The organism is Aurantiacibacter hainanensis, from assembly GCF_036321025.1.
Taxonomy (GTDB): Bacteria; Pseudomonadota; Alphaproteobacteria; order Sphingomonadales; family Sphingomonadaceae; genus Alteraurantiacibacter; species Alteraurantiacibacter hainanensis.
Genome location: NZ_JAZAPB010000002.1, coordinates 1,044,607 through 1,070,442, shown reverse-complemented (window position 1 = coordinate 1,070,442; position 25,836 = coordinate 1,044,607). Strand labels below are relative to the sequence as shown.

Sequence of the window (25,836 nt, the reverse complement as noted above, 5' to 3'; positions counted from 1 at the left end):
TAAAGTCCCTTTTCAACCCGCGACCCCTTGCAACGGGCGTGTCAGCATATCCATTCAAACGCGTCAAAGCCAAGTAAACGCTATCCCCGCCATTCGTCGGACAGCAGCGCCCACAGCCAGGTGTCGGTCCAGCCGATGTGCGTCTTCATCGTGTGGCGCAGGTGCCCTTCGCGGGTAAAGCCCAGCCTTTCCAGCAAGGCGTTGGAGCGGGTGTTGCGCGGATCGACGTCGGCAAAGATGCGGTGGAACCCCTCTTCCCGGATCAGGTGGGTAATCAGCGCGCTGACGCATTCGCGGGCTATGCCCCGCCCCTCGTTACCCGGAACCAGGATGTAGCCGATCTCGGCGACCTGCTCCACCTCGCTGCTGGCCACCATCCGGAACACCGGCTTTCCCCCCTCGTGCGGCTCTGCCACCCAGGTACGCCCGCCCCATTCGGTATCGAACAGGTAGTCGCGCAGTTCGTCCCGGTCGTCGAACGGGCCGCGCCCCCAGTAGCGCATGGCCTGGTCGCTGGAGAACGCGGGCCACAGCGCGGCCTCGTCCCCCTGCCGAAGCGGGCGACATGTAAAGCGCGCGGTGGAGATGACAGGTGTTTCAGGCACGAGGCTCCCTAATCCCAAAACCGGGCGGCTGTCGAACGGTCCCCTGCCACTTTGCTGTCGATGAATGGCCTGCCGGGTTTCAGCCGCAGTCGCGTATGCACACGGTCGGGGCCATGGGAACAAGCGTGCCGCTGACACGCAGTTCGCTGCCGTTGCCAAGCTTGAACGTGGGAACGCGAAAGTACTCGAGCGGGTCGACGTTGCCGGCGGCTATCGTGTAACCGACCGAATATCCCGCGCTGGCGGATCCGCTCGCGCCTGCCGCCGATCGAGCTGGCGATGCGGCCCCGCCCCGGCGCGTCTGATTGATCGCTCCGGCAGCAGAGTTGATCGCCCCAGCCGTCGCTTCGCCTACGGAACGGGCAGCCGCTCCGGTGCGCTCACCCGTCCCGGAAAGGATGACCGCCGACTCGGCTGCGTCCTGCGCCAGGCATGGCTGCGCGGCAAAAAGAGCCATCGCGCCAGCCAGATAGATCCCCGTACGATGTCCAGAATATTGCATGGCCGCCCCCCGTTGCTGAACCATGCGGGAAGCCTGCGCCTGTCACCCCCGTTTGGCAAGTTCGCCAGCTCGAGCGGCGTCTTGCCGTTGCCGGAGCACCGCGCGTGCGGCACCGTGACCGAATGGCTGGTTACGGCCCGGTTGCGGGCACGAACCCAGCCTATTCTTTCTTCGAAGTTCTGCGATGCGAATGCAGGAAAGAGCCGATAGCGCACGCGACGGCGTTCTCGGCGCTTCGCGGGTCCCGCAGGGGTCCGCTGAGGGTCACCTGGAGGCGATACTTGCCGATCTCGCTGGTCCCGAAGTCGATCGTGCAACGGGTCTTCCCGTCTTCCGCACAGGTCGCAGTCTGGCTGCCCCGGATGTTTTCGGCCAGAGCCCGTTCCGCGGCCTCCCGCACCTCCTCGTGCAAGGCAAATATGTCGACGTCGGGCTCGAACGTCATTTCGAACGAATGCTCGAGGCTGCCACCGGAGTGGGCGAGGACTTTTGCAGGCGACGCGAAAAGCAAGCTGTAAGGCAGGGTGACCGTACGGCCAGTGGGCACGTTCGAGCCGTGCTGGCTTTCGAATTCCTTCAGCCGCGTCGCAAGTAGGTTGAGATCGAGAACCTCCCCCTTCGTCGCGCCGACTTCGATCACGTCCCCGACAGAGAATGCCCTCGTGAAGGTGCGAAGGGCCGCGCCGGAGAGACACAGGAGCAGTTCCTTGGTCGCCACGACGATGGCGACGGCAACCGCCGTCAGCGACAAGGCAAAGGTTCGCAGCTGCGGTGCCCAGATCATGATCAGGCCGATCACCGCGACGAGGATGAGCAGGTTGCGGAAGTTCGCCGTCCAGCGCCGGGCGGCCTGCTCCGTCAGATCGTCCCGCCGTTTCAGGGCACGGCCCGCGATCAGCCGGGCGGCGAACAGGACCAGCAAAAGCGAAACCGAAGCAAACACATCGGAGGTGTAGAGTGCGGAGGGAATCTCGAATCTCATCAGTTCTCCGTTCGGAACGCCTTGTCTCATGCCCGGCCATCAGGGGCATTTTGTAGATTGGCCCGACTGCGCGACGCGGCAGCACTTGTAAACCTTGTCGCCGCTCATATCTGACGCGCGTTACCGGGCCCCTCTGGCGATAGCTGCTTCTGCATCGCGATGTCGGAACAAGTGGTTTTTCACAATCATTTGATTGGGCGAGGTTCAATATGAAATTCATTTCCAAGGGCAGCGACGCGCCAATCCTTCGCATCGGGACGTGCCGATGGACCTAGCGCTTTACATACTCGACGTGGCCATTGTTCTGGCGGCGGTGATGTCGGCGTGGTTCTGGCTGCAAGCGGCGGGCAAGCCGCAGCGCAGGGTCAGCAAGTTCGAGGATTTCAACCATGCGGACCTTAACCGCCTGGTGACTGCGCTCAATCGTGCCCGCATCCTGAATGCGCGCGCCGCGGTGGCAACTGCGGCGGCAGCCCTGCTGGGCGGCCTGCGCATCGCACTGGAATTCCTGCCATGACCTACCTGCTCCTTGTTCTCGGCCTCATCCTGCTCATCGCCGGGGGTGAACTCCTGGTCCGCGGCGCCGTTCGCATCGCGGAACATCTCGGCCTTTCGCCGATGCTCATCGGCCTCACCATCGTCGGGATGGGCACATCCATGCCCGAACTGGCGGCAAGCGTTCAGGCTGCCCTGGCAGGATCGCCAGGTATTGCACTGGGCAATATCGTCGGCTCCAACATCGCCAACCTGCTTCTTATCCTGGGGCTGGCGGTGGCGCTTTCTCCATTTGCCGTTCCCCGCGGAGTTCTCTGGCGCGACGGCGGAGTCGGGCTGGCCTGCGCCCTGATACTGATCGTCGCGGGTTACACGCTCGGTCTCACCCGGGGCGTCGGCATCCTGCTGGTCATCGGCATGCTGGCATACGTCTATCTTGCCTTCCGCCAGGAGAAAGCAGGGGCCGGTCATGGCGCCATCTACGACAAGGCCCTGGCGCTTGAAGAGGTCGACCCGGCGCTGGTTCCCTCGGCCGGACCGAAGGGATCGATTGCCCTTGCCGCCGCCTTCTTCCTTGCGGGAATAGTCCTCATCGTTTCGGGGGGCAGCCTGCTCGTCGATGCCGCAATCGCAATTTCGACGAACCTCGGCGTGTCCGATGAGGTGATCGGATTGACGGTGGTGGCAGTGGGCACTTCCCTGCCGGAACTGGTGACCTCGGCGATCGCCGCGATCAAGCGCCAGGGAGAGATTGCGCTCGGCAACGTCCTTGGCTCGAACATCTACAACGTCCTCTTCATCGGAGGGGTGACGGGGATTGTCTCGCCGACGCAGATTCCGGCAGGCATCCTCCAGTTCGACCTGGTGGTGCTGATGGCTGTTTCCGCTGTCGTGATGTTCTTCGCCTTCACCGGCGGCAGGCTCTCGCGGGTCGAGGGCGCTGTGCTCGTGGCCGGCTATGCGGGTTACACTGCGGTTACCGCCGGCCTGGTCTGATTGCGGTCAGGACTTGCTGCCCTCTCCGACCAGGAAATCCACTAGCGCCTTCACCTTCTTCTGCCGCCATTGCGGGCGCGGGGCGACCAGCCAGTAGGCGCGGCGGCATTCTTCCTGTTCTTCCAGCGCTTCGAGGCGGCCCTCGGCCAGCGCTTCCTCCACCAGCGGCAGCGGCAGCCACGCGCGGCCGATGCCGGCGATGGCGGACGACAGGACCTGGCCGGCATTGCCGACCTGCAGCACCACGTTCGCGCCCTCGGGCGCTTCGTAGGTGGGCCAGCTGATCCAGGCGTCCGGCGCGCCCGGCGCGGCGACGCAGACCTTGCAGCCGTCCACCAGCTGCGCGCCTTCAAGCTCTCCCGGCCCTTCGACCAGGCGGATCGCCAGGTCGAGGTTGGCCTCGGTAAAGTCGGCGTTCTCGTCGGCGGTCAGCTGAACGGTGACGTCGGGATTGGCCTTGCGGAACGCGGCCAGCCTGGGCGCGAGCCACTGGGCGAAGAATTCGCGCGGACAGGCGATGGCATAGCTGGACGAGCTTTGCCCCGCCTGCATGGCCTGCACGCTTTCCTCGAATTTCAGGAAACCGTCACGAAGCGAATCGAGACCGGCCTCGGCCTCGTCGGTCAGTTCCAGCCCCTTCGACGTGCGGCGGAACAGGACCACGCCCAGCACGTCTTCCAGCGCGCGAATCTGCTGGCCCACGGCGGCGGGCGTCACCGCCAGCTCGTCCGCCGCACGGGTGAAGGAAAGGTGCCGCGCGGCGGCATCGAATACGCGCAGGGCGTTCAGGGGCAGGTGCGTGCGTTTCATGGCGGCTATCCGGGGCCGGTCTGTAGGAAAGCGCGGGCGCGGCGGCAAGCGGCTTGACCGCGAAACTGCTTGGCCACAAGGGTGCGGCCAAACCAAGTCCCTGGAGCAATTCATGATCCGCACCGTGTTCGGCCTGCTGGCCGCGATGCTTGCCGTTACCACGCCCGCTTCCGAACCGGCGCAGGCGCAAAGTTTCCTCCAGGGCGAATTCGATCCCGCGATACCCACGCTGGAGGAAGTGGCCGGTCACGCTTCGGGAGAGCAGATCACCCGGCCCGACATGGTCATCGCCTACATGGAAGCGCTGGCGCAGGCCGCACCCGATCGCATGCGCATCGTGCAGTATGCCACCAGCTGGGAAGGCCGCCCGCTGGTCTATGCCGTGCTATCCAGTGCCGAGAACATGGCGCGGATCGACGCCATCCAGGCCGACATGCAGCGCATTGCCAACGGCGGCGCGCCGGGGCCGGACAGCGTGCCGGTGACGTGGCTCTCCTACGGCGTGCACGGCAACGAGATCAGCAGTTCGGATGCGGCGCTGGTGCTCGCCTATCACCTGCTGGCCGCCGAGGGGGACGAACTGGTCGACACCATCCTGGCGAACAGCGTCGTCATCATCGATCCGATGCAGAACCCGGACGGGCGCGCCCGCTTCGTGAACGGGTATTACCAGCAGCTGGGCATCATGCCGTCGGGCGACCGCTATACCGCCGGGCATGACGAGCCGTGGCCGGGCGGTCGCTTCAACCACTACCTGTTCGACCTCAACCGCGACTGGTTCGCCCTGACCCAGCCGGAAACCGAGGGCAAGGTGGCCGCCGTGCGCGACTGGCAGCCCGTGGTGCTGGTGGACGCGCACGAGATGGGCGGCGATTCGACCTATTTCTTCCCGCCCAGCGCCGATCCCTTCAACCCCTACATCACCCCCGGGCAGCGCGATAAGCAGGACCTGCTGGGCCGCAACAACGCCGCCTGGCTGGACCGGCTGGGCGTGCCCTACTTCACCCGCGAGGTGTTCGACGCCTTCTACCCCGGTTACGGCGACACCTGGCCCACGTTGAACGGCTCCATCGCCCTGACCTTCGAGCAGTCGAGCGCGCGCGGGCTGGTGTGGGATCGCAGCAACGGCGAGGTGCTGACCTACGGCGAAGGCGTGCGCAACCACTTCGTCACCACCCTTGCCACCGCCGAGACCGTGGCGCGCAACGCCGACCTTTTCCTGACCGATTATGCCGAATACCGCCGCAGCGCGGCGCAGGGCGCGGCGGGCAGCGGCTGGTTCGTGATCGACCTGGCACAGCGCCGCTGGAATGCCGAGGCGCTTGCCCGCCGACTGGCGCACCAGGGCGTGGCCGTGGGCCGGGTGGAAGGCCCCGCCAATGCCTGCGGACGGTCCTACCCCGAAGGCTATCTCTCGGTCTCGATGCGTCAGCCCACTGCGCGGCTGATCCGCAGCCTGCTGGACCGCAACGTGGAACTGCCGGCCGATTTCGTGGAGAGCCAGGAGGAGCGCCGCGCTGTCGACCTGCCGCACGAGATCTATGACACCACGGCATGGTCCGTGGGGCAGATGAGCGGGCTGGACGTGACCGAATGCTCCGGTGCCTCTGCGGGGACGATGGTGCAGGCTGACGATCCCCTGCCCGCCCTCGCCCGCGCGCCCGGCGGCTTCGGCCTCGCCGTGCCGTGGACCGACAGCGGCCAGGTGCAACTGGTCGCCCGCGCCCTGCAGGCCGGCATCGTTGGCCGCGCGACCGACAGCGCCTTCACCATCGGCGGTCGCGAATATCCGCGCGGCACCGTGGTGTTCACCCTGGCCGACAACGACGGCTCGCTGGACGGCCTGCTGGCCCTCGCCCGCGAGATCGGGGCGGAAACCCTGCCGCTGGAATCCGGCTGGGTGGACGACGGGCCGAACCTTGGCAGCTCCAGCTTCGTGCGCCTTGCCGCGCCGCGCATCGCCATGCTGTGGGACGACGGCGTCTCGCCGCTTTCCGCCGGGTCCACGCGCTACGTGATCGAACAGCGTTTCGGCCTGCCGGTCATGCCGATCCGCACCGGCACCGTCGCGCAGGCCGATCTTTCCGACTGGGACGTGATCCTTGCGCCCGACAGCTTCGATTTGCCTGCGGCCGCGCGCAGCACACTGGCGGAGTACGTGAACGACGGCGGAGTGCTGGTGGCCTATGGCAGCACGCTGGGCACTTTCGCCCGCGGAGACGATGCCCTGTTCGCCACCCGCGCCGAGGTGGTGCTTGGCGGCGATCCCGAAGGCGACGAGGAAGAAGGCGATGCCGCCCCAGGCACCGCGATCGAGAGCCTCGAGGATTACCGCGAGGCGATCGTCGATCCCTCGCGCCGACCGGACACCCTGCCCGGCGCGCTGCTGAACACCGAAGTGGACGAGGAGCATTTCCTCGCCGCCGGATACGACGCGGCGCCGCCCACGGTCTTTGCCGATGGCTCCCTGATCCTCACCCCGCTGGCGCTGACGGACGGCACCAACGTGGTGCGCTACGCCGCCGCCGACGAGCTGGTGGCCTCGGGCTACGTGTGGGACGAGAACCGGCGGCAGATGGCCTTCAAGCCCTACATGCTGGCCCAGCCGAACGGTCGCGGCATGGCCATAGGCTTTGCCCACGACCCGACCGTGCGCGGCTACCTGGATGGGCTGGACATGCTGCTGGCGAATGCCGTGATCGTGGCACCGGCAAGAGTGAGGTAGTCCCGGGTTGCGCTCCGACGGAGGTCGGAGCGTAGCAACCTAGACCGAGCTGTTTTCCGGCGCGGCAAGCGGGAAGTGCGGAATCGCGACTTCGAACAGCGAGCCATCGGCGTGGGCGAAGGTGTAGTGACCTTCCATCGCGCCCTGGTTCGTGGTCAGTTCGCAGCCCGAGACGTAGTCGTGGGTCTGGCCCGGCTGAAGCACCGGGGTTTCGCCCACCACGCCCTCACCATCGACGAGGTTCACCATCCCGTTGGAATCGGTGATCCGCCAGTGGCGGCTGCGCAGTTGCACCCTTTCGTCGCGGCCGTTCTCGATCCGGATGTGATAGACCCAGAACCAGCGCCCCGCCCCCACGCGCGATTGTTCGGGCATGAAGTTCACTGCCACGCGAACGGTGATGCCGGCGGTGATGGCAGTGTGCTGGAACAGCGATTGCAGAGCAGCCTGAGTCATCCCCTACAAGGTAGCGGCTTTGACGTGAGTCACAAGGGGCCTGTCGGTCTATACCCCGACCTTGTCGAGCGCCTGGCCCAGGTCGTCCACCAGGTCGAGCGGGTCTTCGAGCCCGATGTTGATGCGCAGCATGCCGTCCTCGATACCCGCCGCGGCGCGCCCCTCCGCACCCATGTTGTGATGGGTCGTGGTGGCCGGGTGGCAGATCAGCGACTTGGCATCGCCGATGTTGTTGGAAATGTCGATCAGCTCCAGCGCGTTGCAAATCGCCATCGCCTGCTCCTTTCCGCCCGGCGCAAAGAAGGCGAAGATCGGTCCGGCGGCCGTCATCTGCTTCTGCGTCAGCGCGTGTTGCGGATGGCTGGGCAGGCCCGGATGCAGCACGCGCAGCCCCCGGTCCTCCAGGAATTGCGCCACCTGCAGGGCATTGGCGCTTTGCGCGGGCGCGCGCAGCGGCAAGGTCTCCAGCCCCTTCATCACCACCCAGGCATTGAACGGCGCGCAGATCGGCCCCGTGTTGCGCTGGAAGGGAGAGAGGTATTCCTCGATCCATTCCCTGCTGGAACACACCGCGCCCGCCATCACGCGGCCCTGCCCGTCCATCATCTTGGTGGCCGAATAGGCGACGATGTCAGCGCCGAATTCCAGCGGCCGCTGCAGGATCGGGGTGGCAAAGGCATTGTCCACCACGGTCTTTATGCCCTTCGACCTCGCCAGGCCGCAGACGAATTCGAGGTCCACTAGGTCCATCGTCGGGTTGGCGGGCGTCTCGAAGAAGAAAGCCTTGGTATTGGGCTGCACCGCAGCTTCCCAGGCGGCATTATCGGTGCCGTCTATCGCCGTGTGGGTGATGCCGAAGCGGCTCAGCACGTTGTCGAGGATCCAGCGGCACGAACCGAAGGCGGCGCGGCCCGCCACGACGTGATCGCCCGCGCTCAGCATGCACAGCAGCGAACTGGTCATCGCCGCCATGCCGCTGGCCTGGACCAGACAGGCTTCCGCCCCTTCCATCGCCGCGATGCGCTGCTGCAGCATGTCCACCGTGGGATTGCGGAAGCGGGAATACTGCATCCCCTCGGCCTCGCCCGCGAAACGCGCGGCCACTTCCTGCGCGGTGTCGAACGAATACCCGCTGGTGAGGTAGAGCGCCTCGCTCGTCTCGCCGTGCTCGCTGCGGCGGGTGCCCGCGCGCACGGCCTGCGTGGCCGGACGCCAGCGGGCGGTGACGGAGGGATCGGATCCGGTGGTTTTCTTCATGGCCGGCACGATCTACGGGCGTGAATCCCTGTCGGCAAGCGGCGAAACGCCGCGAAAGGAGGTGCCATGCACAAACCGCTCAGGACGCTCGTCAACGACTTCGGCTGGATCCACACCGGTGTCGGACTGCTGGGGAACCTACTCTTCGTGCTGGGCAGCATATTGTTTCTTCCGCAGTTCGAGCCCTGGAAGGTCACCGGCGTGTGGCTGTTCATCGCAGGATCGACGCTGATGTTCGTGGGCGCATTCGGCGACCTGCTGGTAAAATGGTACGATCGCGACCACGACTGAGGGGGACGCCCTCTCGCCCGCCCTATTGCACCGCCGTGCAAGCGCGCTAAAGCGCCACGGCAATGAACGCAGTGCTAGATCACCCCCGCGATCCCTTCGCCTGGAACTGCGCGATCGCCCTCGCCTTCATGCTCGCCTGCCTGGTGCGGCTATCCATTCCCGGCATCCCCTATTTCGACGAGGTGCACTACCTGCCCGCCGCGCGCGCGGTGCTGGAACTGGACTGGGCGACCAATATCGAACACCCGCCGCTGGCCAAGCAGATCATGGCGCTGGGCCTGGCGCTGTTCGGAGACCGGCCTTTCGGCTGGCGGATCATGAGCGTGGTGTTCGGCACCCTCACCCTGTTCGCCGCCATGCGCGCCATGTGGTTCGCCAGCCAGACCCGCGCCGCCAGCCTGCTGACCGGGCTGTTCGTCGCGACGGGCTTCGTCCTGTTCGTGCATTCGCGCATCGCCATGCTGGACGTGTTCATGGCCGCCTTCCTGATGCTGGCGGCGTGGATGTTCGCCGCGACCCTGCGCGAGAACGAGACCGCGCGCTGGCGGCTGGCCATCGCCGGGGTGGCGCTGGGCTGCGCCATGGCATCGAAGTGGAACGCCATACCGCTGGCGGTGCTGCCGGGCCTCGTCTTCCTGGCCGCGCGCTGGGCTGCCGGGCGGCGGCGGCTGGTCCTTTCCGCGCGCGGGTGGCCGGTGGGCGGAATGACCCTCTGGGAAGCGGGCATCTGGCTGGGGCTGGTGCCGCTGCTGGTCTATGCCGCCACCTTCTGGCCATTCCTGTTCTGGAGCGTTTCCATCGGCAATCCCGACGGGCTGGTGGATATCCACCGGCAGATGCTGGCCATGCAGACGCAGGTGCCCGAACCGCATCCCTACCAGAGCCAATGGTGGGACTGGATCATGAACCGCCGCGCGATCTGGTATCTCTACGAACCCGTCGACGGCGCGCAGCGCGGCGTCATGCTGATCGGCAACCCTGTAACCATGTGGTTCGGGCTGATCGCACTGGGCTGGTGCGGGTGGAGCGCCTGGACCGACCGCAAGGAAGTGCTGCACTGGGATCGCATCGCGCTGGTGGTGTTCTACGTTGCCAGCCTGGGCCTGTGGATCGTGGCGCCCAAGGCGGTGCAGTTCTACTTCCACTATTTCCTCGCCAGCCTGGCGCTGTGCGCGGCGCTGGCGCTGGGGGTGGAGCGGCTGTGGCAGCGCGGCGAGCGGCTGGTGCCGCTGGCGCTCACCCTGGGTGCGCTGGGGTTCTTCCTATACTGGTTCCCGATCCTGTCGGCAGCCCCGCTGGACGACCCGCAGGACTTCCTGAAATGGGCCTGGACGCAAGGGTGGCGCTAGACGCCGGAATCGAGCCCCGGCGTTAACCCTGCCTGCGACGGTCTTCCAGGTCGAAAACCTCGATCGTGCCACCTTCGGAATGATCGATAGTCACCGGTTCCCGATCGTCGAGCCTGTCGAGATCGGCGAAGGCCAGTTCGATGAACTCGCGCTTCTCCAGGATCAGGCGGGCGACACCTTCGGTAAGGCCGCCTTCCTCGCCCACACGGCCAAGCGCTGCAGCGATATCGCCAATCACGGCGCTGGTCGGGCTCATGTGCAGATTGCCCCGATTATCCAGATAAGCTTGGATCGACTTTGCCACTTCCCTGTTCCTCATTGCTGCGATGCAAAATGTATCGCCAGACCAAGAATAGGGCAAGCAGACTCAAGTATTGTAGTTAACAGAAACGTCTGACCCATTACTGGGCACTATCGCACATAACTTATTGTCCAGGTGAAGTAATATACGATCTGTTAACCGTTAGATTCGGTGATCAACCTTCGCCGAATCGCCGCGTCCTCTGGTCAGCGGAAACGGCCCCAGACGAACTTGCTCGACAGGGCATAATTCCACACCGATGCCAGCACGATTCCCGCCAGTGCGGCCACCCACCAGGCGACGCCGTTCGCCTGCAGCAATGTCGCCGCCGCGACGTTGGCGAATGCGCCCACGGCGCAGGTGGCGCAGAACCGCGCCCAGCCCAGGAACAGCTCCCGCGCGCCCACCAGCTTCGTATCGCGATAGGTCAGCAGGTTGTTGAGCCAGAAGTTGAACGTCATCGCCGAAAGCGTGGCAATCGTCTGTCCCAGCGCGAAGCCGCTGCCGAACGCGAGGTAGACGACGGCGAGCACCGCCATGTGCACAAACACGCCCAGCCCCCCGACGGTGCCGAACAGCGCAAAGCGCGTGGGAACGATGCGCCCGAGGTAGCGATCGTAGAGACCGGCAATGAAATCCAGCGCCACGCCGTGGTCTAGCTTGCTCTCGCCGCTCAGGCGCTTTCCGAATTTCAGGGGAAATTCCTTCACCCGCAGCGGCGGGCGGGCGGTGGAGAGGATATCCAGCATGATCTTGAAGCCGATGCCCGAAAGATCGGGCGCCTGCTTGCGCACCTGCTCGGTCCGCAGGAGGAAATAGCCGCTCATGGCGTCGCTCAGGTTCGAGCCGGTCAGCTTGCGGGCCAGCGCGTTGGCAAGGCGGCTGCCCTTCTCCCGCCGTGGACCCGAAAGGCCCTGTGCATCGCCGCCCTCGGCAAAGCGGCTGGCATAGGCGAGGTCGTACTCGCCCGATCGCACCGCCTCCAGCATGGCGTTCAGCAACGAAGGATCGTGCTGGTGGTCGGCATCCATGACGGCGACGAACGGGGCGGCGGTGGCGCACATGCCCTCGATCGCGGCGCTGGCAAGGCCGCGGCGGCCGATCCGCTGGATCACGCGGATGCGCGGATCGGTCCGGGCGATACGGCGGGCCTCCTCTGCCGTGCCGTCGTGCGAATTGTCGTCGACGAACACCGCTTCCCAGCCGGACGGGCCGAGGGCCTCCTCCAGCCGTCGCACCATCGGCGCGATATTGCCCTGCTCGTTCAGCGTGGGCAGGACGACGGCGAGTTCCAGCGGACGCGATTCCTGCGCCCGCGCAAGCGCGGCGGCGGTTTCGATCTGCTGCTGCTGGAATTGCTCGGTCATCCGGTTGGGCCCACTCCCGTTAACGGCTCATCTTAACCACAAGGGAGAAGCGGCAACAGCCCCGCCCCGCGATGCTACAGCCGCGCCAGCACCGCGTCGCCGATTTCCGCGGTTCCCGCCTGGCCGCCGAGGTCCGCGCCCAGCACGCCGTCCTCCAGCGCCCTGCCCACGGCCGCCTCGATCCGCGCGGCATCGTCTTCCCGGCCCAGCGAGTGGCGCAGCAGCATGGCGAGGCTGAGGATCATCGCCATCGGGTTGGCCTTGCCCTGCCCGGCGATGTCGGGGGCGGAGCCGTGGATCGGCTCGTACATGCCGAAGGTGCCGAAGTCGGTCTGCCGTTCGCCCAGCGCGGCGCTGGCCAGCAGGCCGATGGAGCCGACGCACATGCTTGCCTGATCGGACAGGATATCTCCGAACAGGTTGCCGGTGACGATCACGTCGAACTGGCCGGGATCCTTCACCAGCTGCATGGCGGCATTGTCGACGTACATGTGGGACAGCTCGACATCGGGATAGTCGGCGGCGGTCTCCACCACCACGTCGCGCCACAGCTGGCTGGTTTCCAGCACGTTGGCCTTGTCCACGCTGCACAGCCTGCCCTTGCGGCCCTGCGCGGCGCGGAAGGCGACGTGGGCAATGCGGCGCACCTCGTCCTCCGCATAGGACATGAAATCGTAGCCCTGCCGCCGCCCGTCATCCAGCTTGCGCATGGCCTTCTCGCCGAAATAGACATCGCCGTTCAGCTCGCGGACGATCAGCACGTCGATCTTGCGCGCGATCTCCGGGCGCAGGGCGGACATGTTCTCCAGCCCTGCGAACATCGTGGCGGGCCGCAGGTTGGCGAACAGGCCCAGCTGCGAGCGAAGGCCAAGGATCGCCTGCTCGGGCCGCAGGTGACGTTCCAGGTTGTCGCATTCGGGATCGCCCACCGCGCCGAACAGCACGCCGTCCACCGCGCGCGCCATCTGCAGCGTCTCTTCCGGCAGGGGATGGCCGTGGCGGCGATAGGCGGCGCCGCCCACGTCGCCTTCGAACACCACCAGGCCGGGCAGGTTCAGCGCATCCAGCACGCGCCGCGCCTGCTCCATGATCTCGGGGCCGATCCCGTCTCCGGGGAAAAGGGCAATCTTCATGTCAGGCAATCCGTCCCAGCAAGTCTCGCAACCTAGTGCGCGCCGCCATAACGTCTGCGCGCCTGTCGGCAAGCAGGTAGTGGTCCAGCGCCGGACCCAGCGCATCCATCGCTTCCAGCACCTGCGCCAGGTCGCCCTGCGGCCGCGCGCCGGCCCCGCCATAGCCCAGTTCGCGCAGCAGCAACGTTTCGTAGCCCACCAGAGCGCTCGCCCAGCCCCGCGCGCTGGGAGCATGGCAGATGGCGGAAAGCGTGCCTTCCAGCGCCTCGAACAGCGAGGGATAGGGTTGGCGCTCGGGCAAGGCGCTGGCTGTCAGCGCGGTGACCCAGCCGATGGCGGCGGCAGGCAGCGGCTCCGCCAGCCACGGACCGCGGCTTTCGGTGAGTTCGATCTTCGCGAAGGGCAACTGGCTTTCGGACCGCGCCGACAGCTGCAGGTCCACCAGGTTGCCGGGGATGACCACCGGGCGCAGCTGCCGCCCGCGTCCACCCGCAACGTAGCCCGCCACGATGCCGAATTCCTCTGTCAGAAAGCGCGCGACCACGGCGGTTTCCCCGTGCTGTCGAGCGGAGATCAGGATGGCGGGCGCGCGAACATGCATGGCGGGGCCCGGTGTGCTTTGTTGTCGCCGCGCGTGCAACGGGCGATCTTCGCAGGTGCGCGCGATTGTGGTATCTGCAACGCCACATCCGATGGGGAAGGAGATGAGAATGGGAATGCTGCCGAAACTGGCAATCGCAACGGCCGTGGCGACTTTCGGCCTCGCCCAGCCCGCCGTGGCGCAGGACGGAGAGGATCTCTCCAGCCGCCAGGTGTCGCTCTATTCGGAAATGTGGGCGCTGGCTGGCGTGTGCAACCAGTTGGTCGGCTACGATGTGCGGCAGGACGACCTGGCCGATTTCCTCAACGACTCGCTCGCGTCCGCCGTGGACGAGGACCAGATAGCCATCGCGCAAACGAGGGACGAACGCCTCGCGGCGATCCGTGCCGAAGTGGAGCGCCTGGAATCGCTGCCGCGCGGCAGCCGCCGCCAGCGCGAGGTCGACGAGAACGCCGAGAACCTGATGTCGCGCTGCACGCGGCTGGCCAACGACGATACCGCCGGCGAGTTCTTCGTCCGCATCAGTTGAGGCGCGATAACCCCGCGCTCAGGGGTGTGGTTGAGGCGGGGCCCTAGCCCCTGTCGGACAGCTTGGCTTCCAGCGCCGCGATCTTGGCTTCCAGCACGTCCACCTTCTCGCGCGCCAGCGAGGCCATGTCCTTCACCGCGTCGAATTCCTCGCGGCTGACGAAGTCGAGCCCGCCCATCGCCTCCTTCAGTTTCTCGCGCGCGCCGTCGCGGGCTTCGCGGCTCATGCCGGCAAAGGTGCCCGCCGCGCTGTTGGCGAGTTTGACGAAATCGGCGATCATCGGGTTCTTGCTCTGCATGGCTATTACTTGGGACAGACCACGCATGTTCGCAAGGCGATTGTATTCCTAAAGCTCGATCCGCTGCGCAGCGCCCGAATTATGCACTCCGCTGGCGTCCGGGTTCAGTTGCAGGAACTGCCAGTTCAGCACGGCGGCGAACAGCGTCCAGGCGAGATAGGGCAGCAACAGCAGCCCGGCCCACTTGCGAACCTTGAAGAACAGCATGACCGTGACGATCAGCGCCACGTTCAGCGCGATGATGACGTAGAGACCCAGCGCGATCTCGTGCCAGGCGAAGAACACCGGCGACCACGACAGGTTGATGGCAAACTGCACCACGAAAGCCAGAACCGCCCACATTCGCAGCCGGGAGCCCCAGGCGGCACAGACCATCGCCAGCGCGAGGCCCATGAGGAAATACAGCACCGTCCAGACGATGCCGAAGGTGGCGGGCGGGGGAAACAGCGCCGGCTTTTCCAGCATCTGGAACCACGGGCTGTTCGCGCTGCTGCCGCCAAGCTGGCCGGAAAGGAACCCCAGCAGCATTACCGAAGGCACGATCACCAGCGCCCAGCGTATCAGGCTGGCGCGCAACTGCGCGGGAGAGGCAAGGCGGTTCATCGGTAAAGGTGGCTCCGGTGATTCGGTATTTGCGCAGTCTTGTCCGCCCTCAGGTATCACGCAAGGCGGAGACGAGATATTCCACATTGCCCTCGGTGCCCGTGATGGGACTTTCCACGATCCCGTCGATCTGCCAGCCACCCGCTTCCAGCCAGGCGCGCACTTCGTCGCGGACGCGCGCGTGGAGCGCCGGGTCGCGCACGATGCCGCCCTTGCCCACCTCGCCCTTCGCCACTTCGAACTGCGGCTTGATCAGCGCCACCAGCCGGCAGCGCGGCGCGGCCAGCGACAGCGGCACCTCCAGCACCTTGGCAAGGCCGATGAAGCTGGCATCGCACACCACCCAGTCGCAGGGCCGGTCGATGATGTCGGGCGTGAGCGCGCGGGCGTTGGTCTGCTCCAGCACGGTCACGCGATCGTCCTGCCGCAGGGACCACGCCAGCTGGTTGGTGCCCACGTCCACGGCAAAGACGTGCTCCGCCCCGTGATGCAGCAGCACCTGGGTAAATCCGCCGGTGGAAGAGCCGATGTCCATGGCGACCGCGCCCGAAGGATCGAGACCGAAATGGTCGATGGCATGGGCAAGTTTCACCCCGCCGCGCCCCACCCAGGGATGGTCGCGCCCGCGCACCTCTATCGCCCAGTCTTCAGCGACTTGCTGGCCGGACTTGTTGACGCGTGACAGCTTGCCCTGTGGCCCGGCAAAGACCAGCCCCGCCATCACCAGCGCCTGCGCCCGGTTGCGCGATTCCGCTTCGCCGCGCTCTACCAGCAATTGGTCGATCCGTTTGCGTGATGGCTTGCGATCCGTCATCAGCGCAGCGATAGAACCGCCAATGCCCCAGCGTCCAGAAGGAACCGCCTGATGAAGCTACGCCATGTCCTTACCCTTTCGCTGGCCACCGTGCTGGTGGCCGCCTGCAACAACAGCGACGATGCGGACGGGGCCGACGAAGTTGCCGCCGCGCCCGAGCCGGTGCTGACCCAGGCGCCGCAGCCCACGGCCGCGCCCGATGGAACGGCGCTGGTGGCCGGTCGCTGGAACGTCAACGAATCCGCGCAGGGCGGCAGCGCCACTTTCGGCGAAGACGGCGCAGCGCCCGCGCTCTCGATCAACTGCGACACCCTGAGCGGCGCGGTTACGCTCGACATCGCCAGCGCCTCGCAGACTCCCGAGACCTGGCGCCTCGATGCAGGCGGGGAAGCCGCGCGGATCGACATGGCACCGGTGGAAGGCGGGCTCTCCGCCGAGATCGAGCCGGCCCTGGCGATCTTTCACGCCTTCTCCACGCCCGATCAGGTGGCCGTGCTGACCTCGCCCACGGGCGAGCGGATGCAATTCCCGACACATCCGGGCGTTTCGCGCGTATTGGATGCATGCAGTTGACGAAAACCCGTTCTCTCGCAGGAATGACGGCGCTGGCCGGCGCGCTGGCCCTTACCGCCTGTATTCCTCCCTCGCCCGAGCCGACGCCGGCTCCCTCGCCCGCTCCCACTCCGACGCCCACGCCAACGGCGGCGCAGCCCGAGGCCGCACCGCCGCAGGTGGTGACGCCCAGCTTCGACAACTGGATGGACGCCCCGCAGACGCCGGGCGACTGGGTCTACTCGGCCGATCCGGGTGAAACGTTCGCGGTCTTTACCGCTGATCTCACGCCGGGAGGCGTGAAACTGATGATCCGTTGCGATCTGCAGACCCGCCGGGTGGGAATCGGGCGCGCAGGCGGAGCCACGGGACAGGTGGAAATGCTGGTGCGAACCGAAACCCAGGATCGTCGCCTGACAGCGCGTCAGCTGGACGTCTCGACGCCTGTTGTGCCGCTGATCTTTGCCGAAGTCGCCGCCAGCGATCCACTGCTCGATGCAATGGCCTTTTCCAAGGGCCGCTTCGCGGTGGACGTGGCGGGGGAAGACCCGGTGTACGCGCCCGCCTGGCCCGAGATCACGCGGGTGATCGAGGATTGCCGGGGGTAGGAAAAAGGAAGGTCGCGGAGCCTGCCGGAACAGGCGAACTATTCTGACTGTGAAAAAGAATAATACAAGTCTTGCGTTCGGCAACTCGCTGATTCAAACATGCACTCAAGGCCGGCGGTACACGCGGTCTTGGCCCCCGGTGAAACGGCAGGGTCCTTGGCTCAAAGCGCGAAAGGAGGTGATCCGATGTCTCATGGTTCAGCAGGGAGGTCGGTGATGACCCATGCGGAGCATATTCGGTAATTTCCAGTTCGCCGAGTAAGGCTTCGTGGGCGGTCTAACTGACCGCTGACCATGCGAAGGGCAGTTGCGCCAAGGCGTAGCTGCCCTTCTCATTTTGTGAGGCCCTCTTGCCTCTCCAGCGGCTCCCCACTAATCGCCTTCGCGCAAGGAGAGAGCAGCTTTATGGCCGACGCGCCCGCCCTTAATTTCGAGACGATCCCCCACCCCGCCCCGGTGCCCGGTGCCACGCGCGACCAGGCGATTGCCGATCCGGGGTTCGGCACGGTGTTCACGGATCACATGATTTCCATCGACTGGGACGAAGGTGCCGGATGGCACTCGGCGCGGCTGTGCGCCCGCCAGCCGATCGCGCTCGATCCCGCGGCATCGGTGCTCCACTACGCGCAGGAAATTTTCGAAGGGCTGAAGGCCTACAAGCTGAAGGACGGCGAGATGGCGCTGTTCCGCCCGGAGCAGAACGCGCGCCGCTTCAACAATTCGGCCCGCCGCCTGGCCATGCCGGAAATGCCCGAAGAAACCTTCATCAAGGCGGTGGAAACCGTGGTGCAGGCGGACCGCGAGTGGTTCCCCCCGGTAGAGGGCGGCTCGCTCTACATCCGTCCTTTCATGTTCGCCAACGAGCATTTCCTGGGCGTGCGGCCGGCGAAGAAGTACAAGTTCCTCGTCATCCTCAGCCCCGCCGGAAACTACTTCAAGTCCGGCGCGCCCGCCGTCTCGATCTGGGTGTCGAGCGACTATTCGCGCGCCGCGCCCGGCGGCACCGGCGATGCCAAGTGCGGCGGCAACTACGCCGCCAGCCTGGTGCCGCAGGCCGAGGCCATCGCCAAGGGGCACGACCAGGTGGTTTTCCTCGACGCGGTGGAGCGCAAGTGGATCGAGGAACTGGGCGGCATGAACCTGTTCTTCGTGTTCGACGACGGCACCATGATCACGCCGCCGCTGGGCGGCACGATCCTGCCCGGCATCACCCGTGACAGCCTGCTGACGCTGGCGCGCGAGGAAGGGCTGGAAGTGCGCGAGGAACGCTATTCGCTCGACCAGTGGCGCGACGATGCCAATTCCGGCCGCCTGGTGGAGACGATGGCCTGCGGTACAGCCGCGGTCGTCACGCCGGTGGGGAAGGTCGCCAGCCGCGACGGCGAATTCACCATCGGATCGGGTGGCCCCGGCCAGTTGACCACGAAGCTGCGCGAGAAGCTGGTGGGCATCCAGCGCGGCACGGTGGAGGATCGCCACGGCTGGGTGCGCCGCATCGGCTGATCCCGCGCCGCGCCGGGTCAGTCGTCCATCGTGACGACGATCTTGCCCTTCGCGTGCCCCTTCTCCAGCTCCGCCATCGCCTCGCCGATCTGCGCGAAGGGGTAGCGGCTGTCGATCTGCGGAGTCAGTTTGCCGAGCTGGGTCATCTGCGCCAGGTAGGCCAGCTCGCTGCCGCTGGGGTGCATGAGCAGGAAGCGGTAGTCGACGCCCGCCTTCTTCGCCTGCGCGCGAATTTTCACGCTGGCCACCCACAGCATTGCCGCGAGGCCGTAGCGACCGTCGAGATCGCGCGTGGCCATCCGGGGTTCCGGGGTCCCGGCGATCGAGACGACGCGGCCGCCCTTCTTGACGATCCCGAAGGTGCGCGAAAGGGTGTCGCCGCCGATCAGGTCGAAGGCTCCGTCCACCGGCTCGATCACGTCCTCGAACTTCTGGTTCTCGTAATCGATCACCTCGTCCGCGCCCATTCGCTCGACAAGCTCGCGGCCGCGTTCGGAGGCCGTCGTCACGACATGCGCCCCTAGCGCCTTGGCAATCTGGATGGCGAAAGTGCCCACTCCGCCGGCGCCGCCGGTGATCAGCACGCGGTAGCCCGAGCCAACGCCAAGTTCGTCGCGCAAGGCCTGCAGGGCGGTAAGCCCCGCCAGCGGGATGGCCGCGGCCTCGGCGAATTCCAGCTTGTCCGGGATGGAGGTGAGGTATTCCTCCTCCACCACGGCGTATTCGGCAAAGGCGCCGAGCTTTTCCTTGCCGACGCGGGCAAACACGCGGGAGCCGACGGCAAAACGCGTCGCCGCCTTGCCGCGCGCCTCCACCACGCCCGCGAGTTCGTTTCCCATGGTCGTGGGCAGCTTCAGCCGCAGGATCGGTTTCAGCGCGCCCTGGCGGATCTTGTAGTCGACCGGGTTGAGACCCGCCGCCTTCATGCGCACCAGCACCTGGCCGGGGCCGGGTTGCGGCCGCTCGACCTCGCGCATTTCCGTCTTCTCGGCATCGCCGTATCCGGTGAGGGTGTAGGCTTTCATGGGGAATGCTCCGCTGGATGTGATCCGGTGGTGGGCGGAAATGTCCGCCCATCACGAAACCAACTGCTGCGAAACAGCCTACGTTCCCAAACGGGTCAGACGCTGTCCGGATAGATCGGACGGATGTCCACGGGGATATCGCCCATACCGGCAATCGCGGCCTCGGCATGCTCGTCGAGGTGCGCGTACCGCTCGAAGAAGTCGATGGTGCCCTGATAGTCGCCGGTTGCCTGCAACATCAGTTCGGTGCGCAGCAGTTCGGTGATGCCACTCACCAGCTTGTCCTCGTCGATCACGTAGTGGCCCGCCTCCTCGTCGAAGGCGTAGGCTCCGTATTCAAGCAGGTAGCCGTACTGCGCCGCCGCGCCCTTGCCGTGCGCTTCCTCGATGCCGAAACGCATGGAACGGAACAGGCCCGCGACATAGGTCGCCAGCAGTTCGCTGCGTTCCTCGGCCGGCAGCTCGCCCCGCTCCATCATGTAGAGCAGGTTGTAGATGCCCATGACGTCGGCCTTGCTCTCCTCGAGCGCCGAATACTGCTCGCGCAGCTGTTCGTTCACAGTGGTCTGCGCGCCGCCGACCGTGATCGTGCCCGGACCCAGCGAGTGGCTGAGTTCGTGGAATAGCGTGAACAGCTGCATGTAGCGGCGGCTGACCAGCGCGGCCTGTTCCTCGGCCAGCACCACATCGGCGATGGGATCGAGGATGCGATCGAACTTCGCGCCCAGCACGTTCGAGAGGATCACCTTCTTCGCGCCCTTGGCTTCGCGCACGCGCTCGTCGTTGGGCAGGTTGAAGGCGATGGTCTGCACGCCCGGCACGTTGTCGCCGCCGCCGTGAACCTGGTCCGCGACGGCAATGGGGCTTTCGAAGCCGCGCGCGAAGTTGTGATATTGCGGGTCGATGGGAAGGTTGCCCTCCATGTCGCGCAGGTAGCCGACATAGCGATCCAGCGCGGCGCTTTCCTCCGGGTTCTTCAGCGTGACGAAGCTCTCGAACGCCGTCTTCGTGCCATAGAGGCGGTCAGTGTAGACCTCGTAGGGGCCGATGGCGATCTCGATGGGCGTGTCCCGAAGGTCCATCCAGGCCATTTCGCTTTCGAAATAGTCATCGGATTCAAAGCTGTCGGCGCGCAGGTTGAGGAAGCGCTTGAGGCTTTCGTTGGTGGTGATCTCAGCCGCCTCGCGCAGCAGCGCGGCTGCGGGTTCGAGGAACTCGGCATATTCCTCGCTGTAGGGCACGGCGATGAAGCCATCGCCCTCGCGCTTCACGACCGTGTAGGGGCTCATCAGCGCCTCGCGCTGGTCGGGATTGGCCTCCAGGTAGGCGTCGAACTCCTCGCGCGTCAGGTCTGCCGGGTAGAAGCCCGCGCCTTCCGGCATCGGCTCGGTGCCGTAGAAGGGGTGCAGTTCGTCCACCGCGTCCCACGGGCCGAAGTTGCGATCGAACATGTCGAGCACTTCCGCATCGCCGCTCGCCGCGATCTCTTCGCGCAGGGCGGGCAGGTTGCCGCCGCGCTGGCGCAGGTAAATCTCGTCCATGTAGCCGCTGGCTTCGATCAGCAGGTTCACGACCTGCCGCTCCTCGGCGGTGAGATAGGACGTGTCGGGAGACATGGTGACATCGGCAAGGCTCGCGCGGCTGGCCGCCATGTCGTAGCCGCCGACTTCGCCCGTCTGCTCCGTGGCAGGGGTGCAGGCCGCCAGCAGGGCCAGCGGCGCGGTTGCGAGAGAAAGGGCGATAAGTGCGCGGCGCATCGGGTGAGTCCTTCGAACTGGTTACAGGAGCAAGCACCTAGCCCAGCGTCACGAGAGAGTCACGCGGCTGGCGAAGCCTTCCCCGGCGCGCTATCGCCGCGGCATGACGACAGGCCGGCAGCACGTGGAAACGAGCGCGGGAAAGCGGCTGCAAATGCTGATGGCAAGCTATCGCAGCCTGACCGGGGAATCCTTGGCCGCCGACGCCGGGGCGCTCTGGGTCGCACCATTCGCGGTGCTGGCACACGATACCTCTTCGCCGCCGGTCTTCATCTACGCCAACGCCCGGGCGCTGGCGCTGTTCGGACGGAACGCTGAGGAGATGATCGCCCTGCCCTCCCACCTGTCCGCAGAGCCGGATGCGCGTGAGGACCGCGCCGCCATGTTCGCAAGGCTGGAGGCGCAAGATATCGTGACCGGCTATTCCGGCGTGCGCATCGCGGCGAACGGCTCACGCTTCCGCATCGTGGACGCGGCGATCTGGAACGTCCGCGACGAGTCTGGCAGGCTGCTGGGCCAGGCGGCGCGGATCGACCGGGTGGAGGACAAAGAATGAGCTTTCTAACAGGGCTTGTGCTAGCACAGGCAGCCAGTGCGACCCCTCTCTATGAACCTGTCTCTTCCGACGAGGCCAGAAGGCGTCTAGGCGACTGCGGAATCGTGGAGTTCGAACTCGTTCACGAAGAAGAGATACAAACGGATGTCGTGACTATCGGGGACGAGGATCTGTCCGAAGTTCAACTCGCCTGCCTCGCATATGCCTTCGACATAACAGGCTATTTCCTCGCCCTGCCTGAAAACCGGCGTGCCTCGTATTTCGAGATCGAGCAGGCCATTTCAAGACCGCGTCACAGAAGGGCGGGACTTGCCTGGTTCGCCGAACAGGGCATGGGGGAGCAAATCGCAGATATCGACTTCGACTCGCTTGACGACGCCGAGGCCGCCAATGCGATCGAAGGACTTTGCGGTCCACTGGCCGAAGGCGCATTCACCAGCGATTACGGCCCGCTCACGTTATCTCCGGACTGGATGAGCACGCAGTCCAACTTCGACAAGGCATGGATGGCAGCGTTTACGTGCGTCCTGAACGGCCTCCGAGTCAGCGGCCGCGAGTTCGGATTCATAGGCAACGAAAAAGAAGCGCCGGACCAACAGTCCGCTCTTCCCTAGCCCGCGAAGTCGGGGAGCGCCCTCGGCTCGAGCCGCTCGGCCTGCGCGGTCATTTCGCGGGCTTCTTCCCAGGCCTGCGCCATCAGCACGTCGGCCAGCATGGCTTCGACCGGGTTGATGCCACTGCGCGCATGATCCAGCGCCACGCGCGAATAGAGGAAGACGTTGCGCGTTGCCTCGCCAGTCTCGGGAACCTGGGCGCTGACATGCTGGCGCGCATCGTCGGCCAGTTCCACGGCGATCCGGTGCTCGCCCGCGTCCAGCCCCGTGAAGCTGTAGCGTCCGTTCTCGTCGGTGGTGACGGAAAGGCCGAGTTCGGGAATGGTCACCGCCACACCGGCCACCGGCTGGGCGGCGGAATCGCGCACGGTGCCGGAGAGGTCGCCGGCAAGGGCAAGCGAGGGGGAGGAAAGCAGGGCCAGCGCGGCGGCGAGGAAAACGGTGCGGGTCATTCCCCGCCCCAACACGACTAATATGACGGCTTCGAGACTCCGTGTGACGGTTCGAGGAAAAAGTGCCGCCAGCCGTGCCTAGGCCGCTGCCAGCAGTTCCCCCGCGCCCGGCGACTGCTCCAGCAGGTCGAGCAGGCCGCGTTCCCAGCGATTGAGATACTGCGTGCGGCGCGGCAGTCGCATGCCTTCACGCCATTCCTCCTGCCGATCGACCAGATCGATCACGGCGGGGTGGACATAGCTCTTGCGGGTGACGGCGGGCGTATTGCCGAGATGATCGGCCACTCGTTCCAGAACCGCCTTGATGGTCAGTTTCTCGCGCGCCTCTGCCAGCAGCCGGAACGCCATGACGCTGGCGTGCCAGGTACGGAAATTCTTGGCCGTGAAAGGCTCGCCCATCGTTTCTGCAAGGTAGGCGTTCACGTCGGCGGAATTGACGTCGTGCGCCTCGTCGTCCTCGTCCAGCCAGCGGAACAGGTGCTGGCCGGGCAGGTCCTGCATGCGCTTCACGCAGCGCGCCAGCGAACCGTCGGACAGTTCCACCTCGCGCAGCTTGCCGCCCTTGCCCTTGAAGCGCAGGCGCAGCGTGCGGCCCGTCACTTCGGCATGGCGGCGGCGCAGGGTCGTGGCCCCGAAACTGCGGTTTTCCTTGGCGTAGCCGGCATTGCCCACGCGGATCGCGCCAAGGTCCAGCAGCCGGATCACGCTGGCGACGGCGCGCTCCTTGTGCACGCGGGGCGCGCGCATGTCCTCCGCCACGCGCTTGCGCACCAGCGGCAGCAGCTTGCCGAATGCGCGGCAGCCGTCGAACTTCTCGCTCTCGCGCCAGCTGCGAAATTCGGGGTGGTAGCGATATTGCTTGCGGCCGCGCGCATCGTAGCCGGTGGCCAGGATATGTCCGTTCGAGGCCGGGCAGAACCAGGCATCGACATAGGCGGGCGGCAGGGCGATGGCATTCAGCCGCTTTCTTTCCGCCGGGTCGCGGATCAGCACGCCATCGGGATCGTAGTAGGCCCAGCCCTTCCCCGCTCCCTTGCGCGTTATGCCGGGCAGGCTGTCGTCGACATAGATCAGTTTCGAAGGGCGTGTGGCCATGGCCCGCGGATAACGGGCTGATATGGCAGGCGGTTCCTCGCCTCGGTCGAATCCACTTGCTAGCTGATACTGGGCCTCGGTCCCGGCGCCTCCGGCACCTGCTCCACGATTTCCGGGGGCACCTTGGAGCGGCGCGGAAACTTCACCAGCAGCATCACCAGCAGGCCTACGCCGTGCAGCGCGAATACGACCATGAACAGCACCGGAAGCCCGCCAAGCCTGTCGGAAAGACTGAACACATACGCCCCGATGGATATGCCGAAATTGGAGCATGCCATGTAAAGCGTGAACTGCGTTGCCGCGACGCGCTTGTCGCAAAGCCGCATCGAGATCGGCAGGGCGGCCACGGTGATGAGAATGTCGAGCGCATACCAACCGTAGACGAAGAGGATGAACGTGTTGGCGTCGCCCCACAGGGGCTGTGCCGCCAGCATGGACGCGCTGAATGCCATGTAGAGCCCAAAAAAGGCTATTGTGGTGCGCTTGGCCCCGAACCTGTCGCCCAGCCAGCCGCCCAGCGTCAGCCCGATGATACCCGCCACCAACTGGGCCGTGCCGGCCGTGGCGGTGATCTGCGCCTCGTTCCAGCCGACTTCGTTCGCGCCCATCATCGGCGTGATGGCGCCGAAGATGCCGTAGTGAAAGCCGCGCACCAGCAGCACCGGCAGCCACAACAGGCTGGCCGGCAGCAGGACCGAACGGAACGTGTTCTTCAGGATCGGCCACCAGGCGCCCAGGTGAATCTCGCGGTTGCGCACGTGCGCCTCCCCGGGGCTCCACGGCAGGCGGCGTTCGCCGGACCGTTCGCGCAACACCAGCACGTAGACCGTGATCAGCCCGATGAAGGCCGCCGCCAGCAGATAGGCCGCCGAAGGGCCGTAGATGGCAATGGCGAGGCCGGTGATGCCCGTTGCGGCGGCAATGCCGATGTACTGCCCCCCGAACATCATGCCGCTGGCACGGGCGCGCTCGTCCTCTTCCATGATGTCCACCGCGAGGCCATCAACCGCCACGTCCTGGAACGTGGTCGCCATGTTGACGACGAAACCTGCCAGGCCAAGCAGCAGCACGTCTTCCACGCCGGGCTGCACCATGGCGCAAACCACCAGCAAGGCGATCATCACCGTTTGCGCCCCGACGATCCAGGCACGCCTGCGGCCCATGGCCAGGAAAGTGTAGCGATCCATGATGAAGCCGTTCACCAGCTTCAGCGTCCACGGCAGCGCCGTAAGGGCGAGGACGGAGCCGACATCGGCGGCGCTTGCCCCGTTGGCGGCCATCCAGGCCGGTATGGCGGTCCAGAACAGGCCGATCGGCACGCCCTGCGCCACATAAAGGATGAACAGCGTGAACAGCCGCAGGCGGCTGGACTCGGCCAGTATGAGTTTGCCGTCAGGCCAAGTACTCGCGATAGGACGCCCCCCGGTTGCGCGACCCACTGCGCGACCCGTTGCACGACCCTGCGAAGGTTATGCCTCCGTTTGCTCCCGCGTGCAAATCCGACGCGGAACATGCGTGCCGCCCCGCCCGTTCCTAGGATGCGCAACCGCAGTTTCAGCA

Annotated in this window: 29 protein-coding genes; 11 read left to right on the top strand and 18 right to left on the bottom strand. The window is 65.9% G+C overall.

Going from position 1 to position 25,836, the window contains the following annotated elements:
* Positions 1 to 80: 80 nt before the first annotated feature.
* The 3 genes from AAA989_RS12525 to AAA989_RS12515 all read right to left on the bottom strand — a co-directional run bounded on the left by AAA989_RS12525 (position 81) and on the right by AAA989_RS12515 (position 2,089).
* Entirely contained in the window at positions 81 to 605 is a 525-nt protein-coding gene (locus AAA989_RS12525; RefSeq protein ID WP_338244055.1) for a GNAT family N-acetyltransferase, read from the bottom strand.
* A 79-nt stretch (positions 606 to 684) separates the two neighbouring features.
* Complete coding sequence (locus AAA989_RS12520; protein WP_338244053.1) at positions 685 to 1,062, bottom strand: hypothetical protein; 378 nt, start codon at positions 1,060 to 1,062, stop codon at positions 685 to 687.
* Between the two features lie 205 nt (positions 1,063 to 1,267).
* On the bottom strand, positions 1,268 to 2,089 hold the full coding sequence (locus AAA989_RS12515) for a mechanosensitive ion channel domain-containing protein (RefSeq protein ID WP_338244051.1): 822 nt from the start codon (positions 2,087 to 2,089) through the stop codon (positions 1,268 to 1,270).
* Between the two features lie 265 nt (positions 2,090 to 2,354).
* Here AAA989_RS12515 and AAA989_RS12510 point away from each other — a divergent pair, with 265 nt between their 5' ends.
* Together AAA989_RS12510 and AAA989_RS12505 are read left to right on the top strand one after the other, a co-directional pair.
* Positions 2,355 to 2,606, top strand: a complete 252-nt coding sequence (locus tag AAA989_RS12510) for a hypothetical protein (RefSeq protein WP_338244050.1) — start codon at positions 2,355 to 2,357, stop codon at positions 2,604 to 2,606.
* On the top strand, positions 2,603 to 3,580 hold the full coding sequence (locus tag AAA989_RS12505; RefSeq protein WP_338244048.1) for a calcium/sodium antiporter: 978 nt from the start codon (positions 2,603 to 2,605) through the stop codon (positions 3,578 to 3,580). Before AAA989_RS12510 ends, AAA989_RS12505 begins: the two co-directional genes overlap by 4 nt.
* 6 nt (positions 3,581 to 3,586) lie before the next feature.
* Here AAA989_RS12505 and AAA989_RS12500 read toward each other — a convergent pair whose 3' ends face one another.
* Positions 3,587 to 4,390: a LysR substrate-binding domain-containing protein gene (locus tag AAA989_RS12500; RefSeq protein WP_338244046.1), complete on the bottom strand. Its 804-nt coding sequence runs from the start codon at positions 4,388 to 4,390 to the stop codon at positions 3,587 to 3,589.
* Positions 4,391 to 4,502: 112 nt separating this feature from the next.
* Between AAA989_RS12500 and AAA989_RS12495 the strand changes: the two genes are divergently transcribed.
* Positions 4,503 to 7,115: a M14 family metallopeptidase gene (locus AAA989_RS12495; RefSeq protein ID WP_338244044.1), complete on the top strand. Its 2,613-nt coding sequence runs from the start codon at positions 4,503 to 4,505 to the stop codon at positions 7,113 to 7,115.
* A gap of 39 nt (positions 7,116 to 7,154) precedes the next feature.
* Here the strand turns inward: AAA989_RS12495 and apaG are convergent, their stop codons facing one another.
* Entirely contained in the window at positions 7,155 to 7,556 is a 402-nt protein-coding gene (gene apaG, locus AAA989_RS12490) for a Co2+/Mg2+ efflux protein ApaG (protein WP_338245527.1), read from the bottom strand.
* Between the two features lie 63 nt (positions 7,557 to 7,619).
* Positions 7,620 to 8,828 carry a trans-sulfuration enzyme family protein gene (locus AAA989_RS12485; RefSeq protein WP_338244042.1) on the bottom strand — a complete coding sequence of 403 codons (1,209 nt, stop codon included), beginning with the start codon at positions 8,826 to 8,828 and terminating at the stop codon, positions 7,620 to 7,622.
* Positions 8,829 to 8,894: 66 nt separating this feature from the next.
* Here AAA989_RS12485 and AAA989_RS12480 point away from each other — a divergent pair, with 66 nt between their 5' ends.
* A complete protein-coding gene (locus AAA989_RS12480) occupies positions 8,895 to 9,119 on the top strand; it encodes a YrhK family protein (protein ID WP_338244040.1) in 225 nt (74 codons plus the stop codon).
* Positions 9,120 to 9,181: 62 nt separating this feature from the next.
* Complete coding sequence (locus tag AAA989_RS12475; protein ID WP_338244038.1) at positions 9,182 to 10,468, top strand: glycosyltransferase family 39 protein; 1,287 nt, start codon at positions 9,182 to 9,184, stop codon at positions 10,466 to 10,468.
* Between the two features lie 22 nt (positions 10,469 to 10,490).
* On the opposite strand, the gene AAA989_RS12470 is transcribed toward AAA989_RS12475, so the two are convergent.
* The 4 genes from AAA989_RS12470 to recO all read right to left on the bottom strand — a co-directional run bounded on the left by AAA989_RS12470 (position 10,491) and on the right by recO (position 13,870).
* A complete protein-coding gene (locus AAA989_RS12470; RefSeq protein ID WP_338244036.1) occupies positions 10,491 to 10,724 on the bottom strand; it encodes a hypothetical protein in 234 nt (77 codons plus the stop codon).
* Positions 10,725 to 10,975: 251 nt separating this feature from the next.
* Complete coding sequence (locus tag AAA989_RS12465; RefSeq protein WP_338244034.1) at positions 10,976 to 12,136, bottom strand: glycosyltransferase family 2 protein; 1,161 nt, start codon at positions 12,134 to 12,136, stop codon at positions 10,976 to 10,978.
* 74 nt (positions 12,137 to 12,210) lie between these two features.
* Positions 12,211 to 13,269, bottom strand: coding sequence for a 3-isopropylmalate dehydrogenase (gene leuB, locus AAA989_RS12460; RefSeq protein ID WP_338244032.1), 1,059 nt, complete (start codon positions 13,267 to 13,269; stop codon positions 12,211 to 12,213).
* 1 nt (position 13,270) lies between these two features.
* Entirely contained in the window at positions 13,271 to 13,870 is a 600-nt protein-coding gene (gene recO / locus AAA989_RS12455) for a DNA repair protein RecO (RefSeq protein ID WP_338244030.1), read from the bottom strand.
* Positions 13,871 to 13,979: 109 nt separating this feature from the next.
* Here recO and AAA989_RS12450 point away from each other — a divergent pair, with 109 nt between their 5' ends.
* Positions 13,980 to 14,399 (top strand): hypothetical protein, encoded by a 420-nt coding sequence (locus AAA989_RS12450; protein ID WP_338244028.1) that lies wholly within the window; start codon positions 13,980 to 13,982, stop codon positions 14,397 to 14,399.
* Positions 14,400 to 14,442: 43 nt separating this feature from the next.
* Here the strand turns inward: AAA989_RS12450 and AAA989_RS12445 are convergent, their stop codons facing one another.
* The 3 genes from AAA989_RS12445 to AAA989_RS12435 are packed head-to-tail and all read right to left on the bottom strand — an operon-like array spanning position 14,443 to position 16,114.
* On the bottom strand, positions 14,443 to 14,697 hold the full coding sequence (locus tag AAA989_RS12445) for an accessory factor UbiK family protein (protein WP_338244025.1): 255 nt from the start codon (positions 14,695 to 14,697) through the stop codon (positions 14,443 to 14,445).
* Positions 14,698 to 14,745: 48 nt separating this feature from the next.
* Positions 14,746 to 15,300 carry a TspO/MBR family protein gene (locus AAA989_RS12440; RefSeq protein ID WP_338244023.1) on the bottom strand — a complete coding sequence of 185 codons (555 nt, stop codon included), beginning with the start codon at positions 15,298 to 15,300 and terminating at the stop codon, positions 14,746 to 14,748.
* 49 nt (positions 15,301 to 15,349) lie between these two features.
* Positions 15,350 to 16,114, bottom strand: coding sequence for a TlyA family RNA methyltransferase (locus AAA989_RS12435; protein ID WP_338244021.1), 765 nt, complete (start codon positions 16,112 to 16,114; stop codon positions 15,350 to 15,352).
* Positions 16,115 to 16,165: 51 nt separating this feature from the next.
* Here AAA989_RS12435 and AAA989_RS12430 point away from each other — a divergent pair, with 51 nt between their 5' ends.
* From AAA989_RS12430 to AAA989_RS12420, 3 genes are all read left to right on the top strand, one after another.
* Positions 16,166 to 16,687: a hypothetical protein gene (locus tag AAA989_RS12430; RefSeq protein WP_338244019.1), complete on the top strand. Its 522-nt coding sequence runs from the start codon at positions 16,166 to 16,168 to the stop codon at positions 16,685 to 16,687.
* Positions 16,678 to 17,274 (top strand): hypothetical protein, encoded by a 597-nt coding sequence (locus AAA989_RS12425; protein ID WP_338244017.1) that lies wholly within the window; start codon positions 16,678 to 16,680, stop codon positions 17,272 to 17,274. Before AAA989_RS12430 ends, AAA989_RS12425 begins: the two co-directional genes overlap by 10 nt.
* A gap of 405 nt (positions 17,275 to 17,679) precedes the next feature.
* Positions 17,680 to 18,777, top strand: a complete 1,098-nt coding sequence (locus AAA989_RS12420; protein ID WP_338244015.1) for a branched-chain amino acid aminotransferase — start codon at positions 17,680 to 17,682, stop codon at positions 18,775 to 18,777.
* Positions 18,778 to 18,794: 17 nt separating this feature from the next.
* Here AAA989_RS12420 and AAA989_RS12415 read toward each other — a convergent pair whose 3' ends face one another.
* Both AAA989_RS12415 and AAA989_RS12410 read right to left on the bottom strand, forming a co-directional pair.
* Positions 18,795 to 19,802 (bottom strand): NADP-dependent oxidoreductase, encoded by a 1,008-nt coding sequence (locus tag AAA989_RS12415; RefSeq protein ID WP_338244013.1) that lies wholly within the window; start codon positions 19,800 to 19,802, stop codon positions 18,795 to 18,797.
* A 95-nt stretch (positions 19,803 to 19,897) separates the two neighbouring features.
* The gene (locus AAA989_RS12410) at positions 19,898 to 21,559 is read right to left on the bottom strand and encodes a DUF8614 domain-containing protein (protein ID WP_338244011.1); all 1,662 of its coding nucleotides are present in this window, start codon (positions 21,557 to 21,559) and stop codon (positions 19,898 to 19,900) included.
* 103 nt (positions 21,560 to 21,662) lie between these two features.
* Between AAA989_RS12410 and AAA989_RS12405 the strand changes: the two genes are divergently transcribed.
* Together AAA989_RS12405 and AAA989_RS12400 are read left to right on the top strand one after the other, a co-directional pair.
* Positions 21,663 to 22,115, top strand: coding sequence for an MEKHLA domain-containing protein (locus AAA989_RS12405; protein ID WP_338244009.1), 453 nt, complete (start codon positions 21,663 to 21,665; stop codon positions 22,113 to 22,115).
* Between the two features lie 104 nt (positions 22,116 to 22,219).
* Positions 22,220 to 22,729, top strand: a complete 510-nt coding sequence (locus AAA989_RS12400; RefSeq protein WP_338244008.1) for a hypothetical protein — start codon at positions 22,220 to 22,222, stop codon at positions 22,727 to 22,729.
* Here AAA989_RS12400 and AAA989_RS12395 read toward each other — a convergent pair.
* From AAA989_RS12395 to AAA989_RS12385, 3 genes are all read right to left on the bottom strand, one after another.
* Complete coding sequence (locus tag AAA989_RS12395) at positions 22,726 to 23,181, bottom strand: carboxypeptidase regulatory-like domain-containing protein (RefSeq protein WP_338244006.1); 456 nt, start codon at positions 23,179 to 23,181, stop codon at positions 22,726 to 22,728. The two genes, AAA989_RS12400 and AAA989_RS12395, sit on opposite strands and share 4 nt — an antisense overlap.
* A 78-nt stretch (positions 23,182 to 23,259) precedes the next feature.
* Positions 23,260 to 24,276 carry a DNA topoisomerase IB gene (locus AAA989_RS12390; RefSeq protein ID WP_338244005.1) on the bottom strand — a complete coding sequence of 339 codons (1,017 nt, stop codon included), beginning with the start codon at positions 24,274 to 24,276 and terminating at the stop codon, positions 23,260 to 23,262.
* Between the two features lie 59 nt (positions 24,277 to 24,335).
* Positions 24,336 to 25,715 (bottom strand): MFS transporter, encoded by a 1,380-nt coding sequence (locus AAA989_RS12385; RefSeq protein ID WP_338244003.1) that lies wholly within the window; start codon positions 25,713 to 25,715, stop codon positions 24,336 to 24,338.
* Positions 25,716 to 25,836 lie beyond the last annotated feature (121 nt).